This window comes from Thioclava sp. FR2 (assembly GCF_051200875.1).
In the GTDB taxonomy this organism is placed as follows: domain Bacteria; phylum Pseudomonadota; class Alphaproteobacteria; order Rhodobacterales; family Rhodobacteraceae; genus Pseudotabrizicola.
Window position 1 is genome coordinate 738,834 of sequence record NZ_CP195191.1, and the last position, 13,344, is coordinate 752,177.

Here is a 13,344-nt window from a genome sequence, read left to right on the forward strand (position 1 = left end):
AGACGCTAGGGATGACGCTTTGCTCTGGCAAGTCGAACTTCATCTGTTTTGGGCAAGGAATCCCGGAGCAATCATCCAGGAAGTGCAGTTTTTAATGTCTCCGGGAGCGTCTCCGACGCCATGCAATGCGCCCCCCCAAGCCATCCCAAGCCATCCGCCGCTCTGGCGCAGCATGGCTTCCATTGCGCTTGGCACCGCGGGATTGGGATCAGCTCTGGTAGAAATCAGCCAAAGTCTTTTTCCGGCAATACGATCCTTGAAGCTCAAGTCCGGGCTATCCAAAAAACCGGACCAATGGTCGATGAGCAATTTTGCCGGAGCGGGCAGGGCATACCAATAGACCGGGGCAACGAACACAATGTCGGTTGCGCGACAAAGATCGCTAAACAGTCCCATAATAACTGCGTCTTCCTGCGGCGCATAAGGACGTCTGTCCCGAAAAGCTGGAAGAGACAGGTCTGACAAGTCAACCCAAGTCTGGTCAGAACCTTCGATCGCGGCGCGACGGGCAAGACATTCGGAATTGCCGTTGCGACGGCCAGAGGACAATAGGAATAGGAAATTACGCATCATCTCTCGATCATGCACGCCTGTCATGAAATGAAAATCCCCCCGGCGTTGAGACCGGGGGGCACGGACAGCCGAGACTTTGCGAGGGGACATATTACAGAGCCTGTCTGCCCGTGGCGGACCAGGGCTGCACCCAGTGACTGGCACAAACCTCGTGCCGGGGAGATTACATTGCGGGCAACAGAACAGTGTCGATGACATGAATGACGCCATTCGACTGCTTCACATCAGCGATGGTGACATTCGCAACATTGCCCTGACCGTCCTTGATCATGACTTTGTCGCCTTCATACATTGCAGTGAATTCACACCCACCGACAGTTTTCACCGGATGGGCGCCTTTGTCGTCATCAACCATCTTCATGATTGCATCTGACAGAGCGTTGGCTGCTACAACATGGCAGGTGAGGATCTTGGTCAGCTGGTCTTTGTTTTCCGGCTTCAGCAGGGTTTCAACCGTTCCTGCAGGAAGCTTTGCAAAGGCGTCGTTGGTCGGAGCAAAGACGGTGAACGGGCCTTCGCCGGACAACGTTTCCACCAGACCAGCGGCTTGCACCGCTGTGACGAGAGTCGTGTGGTCGGCAGAGTTCACAGCATTTTCGACAATGTTCTTTTCTTCATACATGGCGGCGCCGCCAACCATCGGATTTTCAGCCAATGCCATGGTCGTCGAAAGCGCGAGGATCGAAGCTGTGATAGCAAGTTTCATGTCGGTATCTCCGGTTCATAGAAGGGCAGGACCGTCCTGCCATCTGATCAGAGTTACGAAGGCATCATCGTGGAAGTTTCAGGTGCCGCGTGAATTTATCGCTCATCACGCAGCCGTGATTACGCGCCGACTTCAGCGGTCAAGATAACCGGCCCAGTTGGGGCGCCCGTGGGCGATCCACCTTCTGGTTCGACAGAAACGGCAAGAATCCAGTCTGATGGTGGCACTGGGTATTCAATCACAAGCTCGGTGCCACCCAATAGACCAAGCGAAACTGGCGCAGCCCCGGGCGCGATGATCCACAATTCATGGACTTGTCCCGGGCCTGCACTCGCGCCAACTGCACGGGTCACAACCAACTCATTGTCGAGGAAAGCCGCACTATAGACGAGTGACTGATCCGTAGTAGCAAGTGTGACTACCTTTGACGGGTCAACCGACGGAAGGGTTACAAAGACCACGGCAACAGCCAAAGCCGCTGCGGCCAAACTTCCTACAGCCCAACTTAGCCAGTTCTTCCGTACTGCCGCTTGCTTAGGGAACAACCGATCTTCAATCTTACCCAGCAGAGCAGGAGAGGGTTTCTCCTCTGCAAAATCGGTATTGAGCCCGGCCAACCGCTTTTCCCATGAATTTACAGCAAGGGCAAACGTGGCATCCTCACGGATTAGGCGTTCGGCTGCAATGCGGTCCGGAAGGTCCAGCACGCCCAAGACATACTCCGCAGCGAGCGCATCATGTTCTTCGAATGGGGTCAAAGGTGTGTCGGTCATTGGTCCAGACACTCCTTTAGTTTCAGAAGGCTACGCCGAAGCCAAGTTCGCATGGTGTTCAGAGGAACCGAGAAGTGACGTGCGAGTTCGTCATAAGAATGCCCATCCAGATAAGCACCACGAACTGCCGCTGCGCGGTCAGGCTCTAGAGTGCTGAAGCAATCCTTTACGCGCCTTGCCTCACCCTTGGCGATGAGAACGGTTTCAGCGCGAGGCGCCTGATCTACGATAAAGTCGGCAGCTTCATCCTTGTCCTGCGCGGGCTTCCGAGCGCGAAGGCGATCAATTGCAAGATTGCGTGTCATGGCGATAAGCCACGACATTCCAGCCCCTTTATCGGGGCTGTACTGAACTGCTTTCAGCCAAACTCTGGTGTAAACCTCTTGCAATGCATCCTCCGCATCCGTGCGATTACCAAGGATACGAAGCGTAACGCCCAATAGTTTCGCCGAACTCTCCGCATAAAGCATACGAAATGCCGCGCGGTCTTGCGCGGCACATCCAAGGATCAGTTGGGCAATCGGATCTTCCATCAGTCAGACAATAGCCAAATGTTGCCTATGGGCAAGTCAACCTCTGCGCCGACGGCGATTTGAATCGCCCCCGCCACTGGCGGTGTTAAACGAAACATCGGGAAGCGTCACGATCAAGCCAAGTTCCGGGAAAGGGTCAACCGCGTGCGGTATGGCATTCGCATTGACAAAATGCTCTTGGAAGCGTGGTTCGATTGCAGTCTCGACCTTGTGAATATCGTGTACAGTCTTCTCAATCTGACTGCGGGCCGCAGCGCTGCAAAGTGCTATCCGCGCCCCAGTTCCTGCCGCGTTTCCTGCGCTTGTGACCTTTTCCAATGGCGCATCCGGGATCATTCCAAGAACCATTGCGTGCTTTGGGCTGATATGGGCACCAAACGCTCCTGCAAGGGTTACGCGGTCTACATGGTCGACGCCCATTTCATCCATCAACAAGCGTGCACCGGCATATAGAGCCGACTTGGCCAATTGAATTGCACGAATATCGCCCTGCGTCACCATGATCCGTGGGCCGCCGTCTGCACTGCCATCATGGAGCATGTAGCTGTGGGTTCGACCTTCCGGTACCGAACGTTCAGTTCCAGTCTGTTCAGCACTTCCAATCAAACCACGCGCGTCGACAAGTCCAGCCATCCGCATCTCAGCAACGGCCTCAATGATCCCAGAGCCGCAGATGCCAGTGATCCCTGTTGTTGCCGTCGCTGCCGCAAATTCTGGATCGTCAGACCAAAGCTCGCTTCCAATCACTCTGAAACGTGGCTCTTTCGTGATCGGATCAATGTGCACCCGCTCAATGGCACCGGGTGCGGCGCGTTGTCCGCTCGAAATCTGGGCCCCTTCAAAAGCCGGGCCCGTAGGCGAAGAACAAGCCAGAACGCGTGTCTTATTGCCCAAAAGGATTTCGGCATTTGTTCCGACATCGACGATCAAGACCATGTCGTCTGATTTATTGGGTTCTTCCGATAGCGCTACGGCTGCGCAGTCTGCACCGACATGGCCTGCGATGCAGGGAAGTATGTAAACGCGCGCTGCGGCGTTCAAATGGGTCAGGTCAAGATCACGCGCATCCAGTGAAAGACTGCCACTTGTCGCCAACGCAAACGGTGCTTGGCCAAGTTCTACGGGATCAATCCCCAAGAGAAGGTGATGCATCACTGGATTGCAGACGAACACCACCTCATAAACATTGGTGGGTAGCGTATTTGCCTCGGCTGCAATTGATGCGGAAAGCGCGTTGATTGCCTCACGCACGGCCCGGGTCATTTCCACATCGCCGCCGGGATTCATCATTGCGTAGGAAACACGGCTCATCAGGTCTTCGCCAAAGCGGATCTGTGGATTCATCAACCCGCTTGATGCCAAAACTCGACCATCAGTCAGGTCGCAAAGATGTGCGGCGATGGTGGTTGACCCAAGATCAATGGCCAGCCCCAGAATTGGTCCTTCATGAAAGCCCGGCCAGATATCCAGAATGCGTGAAGAAGCGTCCTGATTGCCTTTGTGCAATGCAACCGTGACCTTCCATTCGCCCTTGCGAAGTGCCGGTTGCAACCGCCGCATCAGTGCAAGGTCTGCTGTCACATCCTGAACCTGCCACTGATCGCGCAAAGCAATCGCCAGCCGTTCGAAATCGCCAGTTGGCTCGTGCATGTCGGGTTCTTGCACTTCAACGAACAGAAGCTTTGTTGCCGGGTCCATTGCAATGGTGCGCTCAGTCGCCGACTTGCGAATAACTTGCTTGTGAACTTGGCTTTCCGGTGGGACGTCAATGACGACATCACCCATGACCTTTGCCTGACATCCAAGCCGACGTCCGTCGATCATTCCGCGCTTTTGCTTATAACGGTCCTCAACAGAGTTCCACTCTGTCAGGGCGTCCGCATCGACATGGACACCGTGTTTCGGGAACTCACCATAACCCGGCGTGATCTGGCATTTGGAGCAGATCCCGCGGCCGCCACAGACAGAATCGAGGTCGACGCCAAGCTGCCGTGCTGCAGTCAGAACAGGCGTACCCAAAGGGAACCGCCCACGTTTTCCAGACGGCGTAAAGATTACAAGGGCGTCTTCGGTCATGTGCAAGTCCACAAAGAGTTTTCTGTCGTTCCGGGTTTTAATCTGCAAACAGAAGAAGACAATGCCCGTTAGCGGCAGCTTCCCTCTCTATTCCGTCAGTGAATAGAAAGATTTCGTCGGTTCATGCCTGAAACGCGACCTGTGCTTCAAAGGCAAAAGATGGGAGAAGAATTTTCTGAAACAGTGCGCGCGTTATCACGGGCTGAACTGGCTTCTAGGAATTATCCAGCCAGTTCAGGATATCCTCCCGGTCGCCGTCCAAAAGCGGGGCAGGGGCGCGTTTTTTAGGTTCTGCAAGACCCGACATCTTGATCGGGTTTCCAGGTGCCAAGAAGGTCGCCCCCCCTGGATTGGCTTCAACCTCAAGCACCATATTCCGGGCACGGAGCTGCGGGTCGCGCAGCACCTCGGCCATATCCTGGACAGAAGCTGTCGGAAGCCCCGCAGTTTCTAGAAGCTTGATCCAATAGCTTACCGAGTGTTCAAGTGTGATGGCTTCGATCAAACGTTTTAATAGGGCATGATGCTCGCATCGTGCAGAATTTGTTGCAAACCTCTGATCGTCAGCGATGGGGAGGTTTAGCGTGGTGCAGAGAAGGCGGAACATGGCGTCATTGCCAGCCGCGATGACAAAGAACCCGTCACTGGCACGATAAGTCGAAAACGGTGTTATTGTCGGGTGACGGGCCCCTGTCCTTGTGGGAGGCGTGCCCGTTGCCGCAGTAATTGCTATGGAATGTTCCTGTATGGCAAGCTGGCTATCCAGCATCGAAATGTCGATCTTACGGCCAACGCCGGTGCTTGACCGATCATATAGCGCAGCCAGGATTCCCTGAGTTAGGTACATACCGGCAACGATATCGCCGATGCTTGCGCCAACCCGGACTGGGGGGCCGCCTTCTTCCCCCGTGATGCTCATCACACCACCCCGGGCCTGCACCACCATGTCATAGGCCGGTTTTGCTGAATCTGGTCCAGTGTGCCCAAACCCGGATACTGCCCCATAAATCAAACGCGGATAGCGTCGGTGAAGCGTTTCCCACCCAAAGCCAAGTTTTTCCATGACGCCAGGACGGAAATTTTCCAGAACAACGTCTGAGGCGGCCAAAAGCTGATCAAGAATATCGGCGCCTTCCTGACTTTTCAGATCAAGCGCTATGGATTGCTTGCCGGCATTTAATGCGGCGAAATAGGCGCTTTCATCCCCAACAAACGGTGGAAATGCCCGCGTATCATCACCCAGCTTCGGGCGTTCGACTTTTATGACGCGTGCGCCGAGGTCCGAAAGGGTGTGTGAGCAGAAGGGTCCGGCCAGAACATGGGTCAGATCCAAAACGACGATTCCTGCCAAGGGTGAGGTCATCTTGGTGCTCCCTTACCTAAAGGCATAACAAACCTTCGTGGCGGGAAGATCAAGGTGGCAAGAAGGGCGTCGGCTGGCGAACAGATGTAAGGAAATCATGACTTGCGAAAAAGAAAGGGCCCGCTGACGGGCCCTTTTTGTTTTATTGGTATATAGTTAGCCGCGTGCGCGACGGCCGCCACGGCGGCCCGATGCTGCTTGCGACTGTGCCGACGAAGCTTCGGCAAAAGTCATGCCGCCCTCAACCGCTTCCAAGACCTTGGCAAACCGGATCCATTCGCCGCCGTTCGCATCATGGTTCATTAGGAAGTTGGCAGCACGGATGGCTTCCATTTCCTGCTGGCGAACCGGGTTCATGATAGCCGAGGTCATACCAGCGCCAATGGCCATCGGCAGGAAAGCCCCGTTGATGCCATGCCGGTGCGGAAGTCCGAAGGAAATGTTGGAAGCGCCACAGGTCGTATTCACGCCCAGCTCATCGCGCAGGCGCCGAACCAGAGCAAACACCTGCTGACCGGCCGAAGCCATAGCGCCAACGGGCATGACAAGCGGGTCGACCACGATGTCATGGGCCGGAATGCCAAAGTCAGCTGCCCGCTCGACAATTTTCTTGGCTACGGCAAAACGAACATCTGGGTCGGGCGAAATTCCGGTGTCATCGTTCGAGATGGCGACAACCGGAACATTGTACTTCTTGACCAGAGGAAGAACCAGTTCCAGACGCTCTTCTTCACCGGTGACCGAGTTCAGAAGCGGACGCCCCTCGCAGGCGGCCAGACCGGCTTCCAGTGCAGCGGGAACCGAGCTGTCGATGCAAAGGGGGACGTCGACCGTCTGTTGAACAATCTCGATCAGGGCCTTCATCAGAGGTGGTTCGACGAAGTTGTTGTCTGCATAGCGTGGATCTTCGGCCATCTTGTTGGTGAAGACTGCGCCAGAGTTCACATCGAGAACCGTTGCGCCACAGGCAACCTGCTCCAAAGCGTCCTTGATAACAGTTTCAAAGTTTCCGGCTTCCAGTTCGGCAGCAAGTTTCTTACGGCCGGTTGGATTGATGCGCTCGCCGATAACGCAGAACGGCTCATCAAAGCCGATCACCACGGTTTTCGTTTTGGATTCAAGAATGGTGCGGGTCATTGGTCGTCCATACGTTAAGGTGAAATCAATCGAAGTAGGCGGTCAGCTTTCGCTGCATTTAGGTTATTTTGGTCTGGCATAACGACACTATTGAGCCATTTGAGAGGCCCCATCCTGTCGTCATAGCCTAACCTTGTCTGCCGGGTGATCAGGCAGCGACGGCTGGTTTTCCGGCAGCGCCACCGTTTTCGGTGACCCATTGTGCGTTTGTCTTGATCCCGCCCAATGGGAAGAAGTGAACCTGTTCAATTCCAAAACCCGGGTTTGCTGCCTTATGGGCGGCAAGTTCGGCCAGGAAATCGGTTGGTTCATAGGGAAGCAAAAGCTTCGATACATCCATGGCCCGCTTTTGCAGAACCTTCAGCGAAGGACCAACGCCACAAGCGATGGCAAACTTAATCAGGGTCTGCAATTTGGCAGGTCCCGCGACACCGATATGGACGGGTAGTTTGATATTTTCAGCCTGTAAACGGTTAACCCAATCGATAACCGGCGCGGCCTCAAAGCAGAACTGCGTCGCCATCGCCATTTCGGCATCCGTGCGCTCGGAAAAAGCCGATTTCCAACGTGCGGCTTCCATAACCATCTTGTCTGATCCGTCGGGATCAATGTCCTTGTTGCCTTCCGGATGTCCGGCAACATGCAGGCGCTTAAAGCCATCAAAGGCGCCAGATTCCAACAACTGCATCGAAGTATGGAAATCGCCATGAGGGGATGCGACCCCGCCTGCCAAGATAAGCCCCTGGCTGACGCCCACATCTTTGTAGCGGGCAACCCAATCATTCAGCGTGGCTTTGTCCTTGATGATGCGCGCAGGAAAGTGCGGCATCACGATATAGCCTTCTTCGCCAATCCGCTTGGCCGTGGCAACCATCTCCTCGATGGGTGTGCCCTCGATATGCGCGATGTAAACGCGCGTGCCTGTTGGCAACAAGGCGCGGAAGTTTTCAACCTTTTCAGCCGTGCGGGGCATTACCTCAATGGAATAACCCGTGAGGAAGGCCTCAAGCGATCCACCCGACGTGGCTGGGGAATGCGCCTTGGAGCGAAAATTGAACAGTGCCATGAGTCTCTCCCTTAGTGTCATCGATCAGGGCTTCGCCCAGCCTTCCGCTTCGATCAGCGCCTTAATCCGCGCCGTATCATATTCCATTTCCAGACGAGCGGCTTCGGCGCGAGCGACGTCTTCCTGCTCACCTTCGACTTCGTATGGAGGGGCCTTACGCCATTCGGCGAGATAGGCATCGGCATCCTTGGCACCAATCTTCATGGCACAACGATCAATCGCTTGCTCAAACCGCTCAGGCAGTTGAACCTTGGCACCGCGCCGTCCCTTGCCAACGATGACTTGGGCCGGAATATCGCGCCAATAAACCACCGTAACTTCCGCCATCCGTCCGATTCCTTTTCGACCCGTTGCCTAGGTTCTAATAGCCTGTTTGCGACGCGAAGGTGCGTTTTCGACATGGTGCATCAAATAACCGACCCGACGCCTCTGCCGACCAAACTAGTTCAATAACTGAGGTATTTCGACATTCAATAATTCTCTTTTTTTGCATGATCTTGTTCGAAGCCTGCGTTGTGTCCTTGGCCGGAAGTTCACAGCAAGCATCCCCTGCGTACCGACCCGGATTGAGGCGCGCGAAGAATACTTGCGAGCGGAAGGTATCGGCGTTACCCTTAACTCAACCACATATGGAGGGCGATTATGGCGCCCGAGCGTCCTCGAGAGGGGGGCGCATCAAACTCTTCGGTAGAGCCTGAAAATGGCTCCCGAGACGTTGATTTGTCACCCTCTCCTATTTCAGGGGCTGGCACGCTATACGCGGCGCTGGACCTTGGCACAAACAGTTGCCGCATGCTGATTGCCCAACCTAGGGGCAGCCAGTTTACGGTGATCGACAGCTTTTCAAAGACTGTCCAGCTTGGTGTGGGCCTTGAGGCTTCGGGCCGGCTTTCGCGCGCGTCAATGTCGCGTACGGTTCAAGCCCTACGGATTTGTCAGAAAAAACTGGAACGCCACAATGTTCGGCAAATGCGCTTGGTGGCGACAGAGGCATGCCGCAGGGCAAGAAATGCGCGTGACTTCATGCGCCAGGTGCGACGCGAGACAGGACTACAGCTGGAAGTCATAACCCCCGAAGAAGAAGCGCGTCTTGCTGTCATCTCTTGTGCGCCATTGGTCAACGTAACGACCGAGCAATTGCTAGTGGTGGATATTGGTGGCGGCTCTACCGAACTGGTCTGGATTGATCTGTCCAAGGTTCGCCCGGAAAACCGTCCCCGCGCGATCATGGGTCTGCACAGTGGCTTTGATGCCCAACCCGCGGACGGTGCAAAGGTAGTTGACTGGATCAGCGTACCTTTGGGGGTTGCCACATTGCGTGATCAGTTTGGTGACGTCGACGATGACGCCGCCCGTTTCGCGCTGATGAGTTGGTTCTTCGAAGAGCAACTCGCGAGCTTTTCTCCCTATAACGCGCAGCAGCGGAGAGAGGGATTCCAGATCATCGGAACAAGTGGAACGGTCACCACCGTAGCTGCAAGTTTTCTTGGCTTGCGCCGCTATGACCGGACCAAGGTGGACGGGCTTCAGATGACTTCGGATCAGATTGATACGGTCATCCGGGATTATCTGACCTTGGGGCCGGAAGGGCGCCGCACCGACCCCAGAATTGGCCGGGACCGACATGCATTGATTATGTCTGGCGCAGCTATTCTACAAGCCCTGATGCGTATATGGCCAACGGATCGGTTGTCCGTCGCCGACCGGGGACTGCGCGAAGGATTACTATACGCCCAGATGACCAAAGATGGCGTATTGACTGAGGGACCATTTACATGACCGGAAAGAAAACACCTGAAAAAAACACCTCCGGTCGAGGTCAGCGCGACCTGCGAGTGCGGGTAAAGACTGCCAAAGGCAGAAAGCTGTCCTCAACCCTTTGGCTCGAACGGCAACTGAATGACCCTTACGTTCAAAGGGCCAAGAAAGAAGGCTATCGGGGCAGGGCTGCGTACAAGATCATCGAACTGGATGATCGATATGGTTTTCTGAAGCCCGGTGCTCGGGTGGTCGATTTGGGATGTGCACCCGGCGGCTGGTGCCAAGTGGCTGTTGTGCGCGTCAATGCGCTTTCCCAAAATGCGAAGAAGCCGCAGGGAACTGTCCTTGGAGTCGATTTGCAAGAGGTTGAACCGATTTCAGGGGCCGAGTTGCACCAATTGGATTTTCTCTCTGAAGAGGCGGATGAAAAGGTAAAAGCCTGGCTGGGCGGGCGCGCCGATGTCGTTATGTCTGACATGGCCGCTGCAGCTTCGGGCCATAAAGCCACTGACCACCTGCGGATTGTTGCACTGGTCGAAGCAGCCTTGGATTTCGCGTTCGACGTATTAGAGGATGGCGGCACCTTCGTGGCAAAGGTTTTGGCTGGCGGGGCAGAGAACACGATGCAGGCCTTGTTGAAAAAGAATTTCCGCAAGGTCGCGAATGTGAAACCGCCTGCCAGTCGCTCTGACAGTTCTGAAAAGTTCGTTGTTGCAATGGGCTTCCGTGGCAGAGACGGTTCCGACGCGGAGGAAGAACCAGATCAGGAATAAAAAAAGGCGCCTAAAGGGCGCCTACTTTTTTAGACCGATCTTGTCTATATTCAGCCGCCCCAAGTGCGGACCGGACCACAATCCATATGGACAAAATTCGAGCGCGAATAGCGTCCAACGCCGCCCGAGGCACAAGCAGAAGCAGCTTTTGCCATCTGGCCCACCGATCGCGATTTCAGTCTAAGATCAGCGGCCTGACCCTTCATGTGCAAAGAGTTCTTTGCCACGCCACGCGACTGAGACCGCAGCATCGCGTTCGTACGCGGGCTACGATAGCCGGACAGCAGCATATATGGCTCCGATACATCCATCAAACGATGTGCCGCAGCCATGATGTCAAGATTGCGAGGGTCCATCTTGACGGTGTCATCCGTGCGCCAATCGCGCATGAAATGGTTCACTTCCTTCAGGACTTCGGGGATGTATTCGCCCTCAATCCAATAGATCGTGTCGATCGATTCACCCGTGCGGCCCGAATACATACGAATACGGCGAATGTCGCCGGCACCTTTCAACAGGCCAAAAGCATTCGAGTAGGTGGGTGCTGCGACCACAGCGGTTGCCGCGAAAGCGCCGAGTAGACCGCGCCGCGTGACCCCGAAAGTCGTGTTCTCTGCCATTCTAAGCCTGTCCCGTGCGTTATTCTAACCGCCTTGACGACGGATTGCCTGCCACTTCATCCCCAAGTGTGCAATCGGTATGCCACAGGTCGATTCCCAACCCAAGTGCAGATTCGTCGCTTTTGCCCGTTCTAGGTTCCGTCGGCAAAAATTTGCTTAATTCATTCGCAAGCCTGCGCTGATTTTTTCCCACTTGGCCGTTGCCGATTTGTGACGTTCATGCGCCTGAAAATCGTGTTTCTTCCTGATTGTGAGTGGACTCGGCCGGAAAACTCGCCAAAATTCCATAACTTGGTAGGTTTTCGTGATGTTGGGGGCGAAATGCATTTCTTTGGACAGTTGCGGCGGATGGCTTTTCTTTTGGGAACGGTCGCCAGCTTATCATTAGGCACAGGGACAGAAATCGCCGCCCAAAGCTTGCCAAGCCCCTTTGCTCAGGTCCTTGCGGCCGAGGCTTCGTCCGTTGATGCCGTGGCCGAATTCTATCGCGAAAGAAACTACACACCGATCTGGACAGCGGAAGACTCTTTGGAACGCCGCACTGCGTTGTTGGAGACGTTGTCACGGGCGAAGGATCATGCCCTTCCTGTAGACAGATACAATGTGCCTGCCCTGATAGCCCAGATGTCCAGCGCAACAACCGAAGGCGACCGGGCTCGCGTTGAAATGGCTTTGACCCGCGCTTTCCTTGACTACGGGCGTGATTTGAAGTCAGGAATCATTGATCCCAAGACAGTCGACAAGGGGATCGTCCGCGAAATTACCCGCCCAGACCCCCGGGCACTTCTGACCGCGATCGTCGGAAACAATCCAAGCAAGACGTTGCGTGATCTGGCCCCGAAAGCGCCGCAGTATTCGCAGCTTCTCCGTGCAAAGATCTCTCTTGAACAGCAGATGGAACGCGGTGGCTGGGGGCCAACGGTATCGGCAACCAAACTTGCCCCCGGTGAAAATGGGCCAGCGGTCGTGGAACTGCGGGATCGCTTGGTTCAGATGGGCTACATGTCCGCTTCTGCTACGCGGGATTACGATGCAGCCGTTCAAGCTGCCATTCTACGCTTTCAGATTGACCACGGTCTGATTGCTGATGGGGTAGCGACAGAGACGACGATCAAAGAGTTGAACCAGCCTCCCAGTGCGCGACTGGCCTCAATCGTCGTTGCACTTGAGCGTATGCGTTGGTTGGGAGACGCACCTTTGGGTGAGCGTCATATTTGGGTGAACCAGCCAGATTTCACGGCGAAGATCGTGGACCACGGGAAGGTAACGTTCGAAACGCGCGCTGTGATCGGGAAAAACGTTCCCGACCAGCATACGCCAGAATTCTCGGATCAGATGGAGCATATGGTCATTAACCCAAGCTGGGGGGTACCGCGCTCGATCATCGTGAATGAATACCTTCCGCTCTTGCAGCGCAATCCGAATGCGGTCAGCCACTTGCAGGTGATTGATGGCTCAGGGCGGGTTGTTCCGCGTGGTGCGGTAAACTTTGCCGCTTATTCGGCGAGAAGTTTTCCATTTGGCCTCCGACAGCCGCCGTCGGATGGGAATGCACTTGGAAAAGTTAAGTTCATGTTCCCGAACCCGCACAATATTTACCTCCACGATACACCCGCCAAGAGCCTGTTTGCACATGAAGTCCGCGCCTATAGCCATGGGTGTATCCGGTTGGCAGAACCGTTCGACTTTGCCTACGCTCTCTTGGCCATGCAGGAAGAAGATCCGAAAGCAGTCTTTGAGTCGCACTTGAAGACAGGCCGGGAAACCACTGTTAAATTGGACAAACCTCTGCCCGTGCACCTTGTTTACTTCACGGCTTTTCCCGGCTCGAAGGGGCAGATGACCTATCGCAAAGACATCTACGGCCGAGACAAGCAATTGTTTCAAGCGCTTGAAGCTGCCGGGGTGGCCTTGCCAGCACTTCAGGGGTAAGAACAGGCTTGCGGTATCCACCGTTAGGGAG

Annotated in this window: 13 protein-coding genes; 3 read left to right on the top strand and 10 right to left on the bottom strand. The window is 55.1% G+C overall.

The genetic code is table 11. The features are described from left to right. Positions 1 to 39 precede the first annotated feature (39 nt). From ACSBLW_RS03560 to ACSBLW_RS03600, 9 genes are all read right to left on the bottom strand, one after another. Complete coding sequence (locus ACSBLW_RS03560) at positions 40 to 597, bottom strand: flavodoxin family protein (RefSeq protein ID WP_435258860.1); 558 nt, start codon at positions 595 to 597, stop codon at positions 40 to 42. A gap of 139 nt (positions 598 to 736) precedes the next feature. Further along, positions 737 to 1,279 (bottom strand): fasciclin domain-containing protein, encoded by a 543-nt coding sequence (locus ACSBLW_RS03565; RefSeq protein ID WP_435258861.1) that lies wholly within the window; start codon positions 1,277 to 1,279, stop codon positions 737 to 739. A 119-nt stretch (positions 1,280 to 1,398) separates the two neighbouring features. Continuing rightward, complete coding sequence (locus tag ACSBLW_RS03570; protein ID WP_435258862.1) at positions 1,399 to 2,052, bottom strand: anti-sigma factor; 654 nt, start codon at positions 2,050 to 2,052, stop codon at positions 1,399 to 1,401. Then, on the bottom strand, positions 2,049 to 2,585 hold the full coding sequence (locus tag ACSBLW_RS03575) for a sigma-70 family RNA polymerase sigma factor (protein WP_435258863.1): 537 nt from the start codon (positions 2,583 to 2,585) through the stop codon (positions 2,049 to 2,051). Before ACSBLW_RS03575 ends, ACSBLW_RS03570 begins: the two co-directional genes overlap by 4 nt. 36 nt (positions 2,586 to 2,621) lie before the next feature. Next, on the bottom strand, positions 2,622 to 4,661 hold the full coding sequence (locus ACSBLW_RS03580; protein WP_435258864.1) for an ASKHA domain-containing protein: 2,040 nt from the start codon (positions 4,659 to 4,661) through the stop codon (positions 2,622 to 2,624). A gap of 214 nt (positions 4,662 to 4,875) precedes the next feature. Next, positions 4,876 to 6,024, bottom strand: a complete 1,149-nt coding sequence (locus ACSBLW_RS03585; RefSeq protein WP_435258865.1) for a CaiB/BaiF CoA transferase family protein — start codon at positions 6,022 to 6,024, stop codon at positions 4,876 to 4,878. Positions 6,025 to 6,180: 156 nt separating this feature from the next. Then, the gene (locus ACSBLW_RS03590) at positions 6,181 to 7,161 is read right to left on the bottom strand and encodes a methyltetrahydrofolate cobalamin methyltransferase (RefSeq protein WP_435258866.1); all 981 of its coding nucleotides are present in this window, start codon (positions 7,159 to 7,161) and stop codon (positions 6,181 to 6,183) included. Between the two features lie 148 nt (positions 7,162 to 7,309). Further along, positions 7,310 to 8,227 (bottom strand): methylenetetrahydrofolate reductase, encoded by a 918-nt coding sequence (locus ACSBLW_RS03595; protein ID WP_435258867.1) that lies wholly within the window; start codon positions 8,225 to 8,227, stop codon positions 7,310 to 7,312. 24 nt (positions 8,228 to 8,251) lie between these two features. Next, positions 8,252 to 8,554 carry a virulence factor gene (locus ACSBLW_RS03600; RefSeq protein WP_435258868.1) on the bottom strand — a complete coding sequence of 101 codons (303 nt, stop codon included), beginning with the start codon at positions 8,552 to 8,554 and terminating at the stop codon, positions 8,252 to 8,254. 315 nt (positions 8,555 to 8,869) lie between these two features. Here ACSBLW_RS03600 and ACSBLW_RS03605 point away from each other — a divergent pair, with 315 nt between their 5' ends. Together ACSBLW_RS03605 and ACSBLW_RS03610 are read left to right on the top strand one after the other, a co-directional pair. Beyond that, positions 8,870 to 10,006: a Ppx/GppA phosphatase family protein gene (locus tag ACSBLW_RS03605; RefSeq protein ID WP_435258869.1), complete on the top strand. Its 1,137-nt coding sequence runs from the start codon at positions 8,870 to 8,872 to the stop codon at positions 10,004 to 10,006. Further along, positions 10,003 to 10,761, top strand: coding sequence for an RlmE family RNA methyltransferase (locus ACSBLW_RS03610; RefSeq protein ID WP_435258870.1), 759 nt, complete (start codon positions 10,003 to 10,005; stop codon positions 10,759 to 10,761). Before ACSBLW_RS03605 ends, ACSBLW_RS03610 begins: the two co-directional genes overlap by 4 nt. Positions 10,762 to 10,811: 50 nt before the next feature. Here ACSBLW_RS03610 and ACSBLW_RS03615 read toward each other — a convergent pair whose 3' ends face one another. After that, complete coding sequence (locus ACSBLW_RS03615; protein ID WP_435258871.1) at positions 10,812 to 11,381, bottom strand: YcbK family protein; 570 nt, start codon at positions 11,379 to 11,381, stop codon at positions 10,812 to 10,814. A 321-nt stretch (positions 11,382 to 11,702) separates the two neighbouring features. Between ACSBLW_RS03615 and ACSBLW_RS03620 the strand changes: the two genes are divergently transcribed. Beyond that, the gene (locus ACSBLW_RS03620; protein ID WP_435258872.1) at positions 11,703 to 13,313 is read left to right on the top strand and encodes a L,D-transpeptidase family protein; all 1,611 of its coding nucleotides are present in this window, start codon (positions 11,703 to 11,705) and stop codon (positions 13,311 to 13,313) included. Positions 13,314 to 13,344: the final 31 nt, after the last annotated feature.

Bases quoted from the DNA above. Each gene is read 5' to 3' on its own strand.
- ACSBLW_RS03560 (WP_435258860.1), bottom strand. From the start codon at position 597: ATGACAGGCGTGCATGATCGAGAGATGATGCGTAATTTCCTATTCCTA.
- ACSBLW_RS03565 (WP_435258861.1), bottom strand. From the start codon at position 1,279: ATGAAACTTGCTATCACAGCTTCGATCCTCGCGCTTTCGACGACCATG.
- ACSBLW_RS03570 (WP_435258862.1), bottom strand. From the start codon at position 2,052: ATGACCGACACACCTTTGACCCCATTCGAAGAACATGATGCGCTCGCT.
- ACSBLW_RS03575 (WP_435258863.1), bottom strand. From the start codon at position 2,585: ATGGAAGATCCGATTGCCCAACTGATCCTTGGATGTGCCGCGCAAGAC.
- ACSBLW_RS03580 (WP_435258864.1), bottom strand. From the start codon at position 4,661: ATGACCGAAGACGCCCTTGTAATCTTTACGCCGTCTGGAAAACGTGGG.
- ACSBLW_RS03585 (WP_435258865.1), bottom strand. From the start codon at position 6,024: ATGACCTCACCCTTGGCAGGAATCGTCGTTTTGGATCTGACCCATGTT.
- ACSBLW_RS03590 (WP_435258866.1), bottom strand. From the start codon at position 7,161: ATGACCCGCACCATTCTTGAATCCAAAACGAAAACCGTGGTGATCGGC.
- ACSBLW_RS03595 (WP_435258867.1), bottom strand. From the start codon at position 8,227: ATGGCACTGTTCAATTTTCGCTCCAAGGCGCATTCCCCAGCCACGTCG.
- ACSBLW_RS03600 (WP_435258868.1), bottom strand. From the start codon at position 8,554: ATGGCGGAAGTTACGGTGGTTTATTGGCGCGATATTCCGGCCCAAGTC.
- ACSBLW_RS03605 (WP_435258869.1), top strand. From the start codon at position 8,870: ATGGCGCCCGAGCGTCCTCGAGAGGGGGGCGCATCAAACTCTTCGGTA.
- ACSBLW_RS03610 (WP_435258870.1), top strand. From the start codon at position 10,003: ATGACCGGAAAGAAAACACCTGAAAAAAACACCTCCGGTCGAGGTCAG.
- ACSBLW_RS03615 (WP_435258871.1), bottom strand. From the start codon at position 11,381: ATGGCAGAGAACACGACTTTCGGGGTCACGCGGCGCGGTCTACTCGGC.
- ACSBLW_RS03620 (WP_435258872.1), top strand. From the start codon at position 11,703: ATGCATTTCTTTGGACAGTTGCGGCGGATGGCTTTTCTTTTGGGAACG.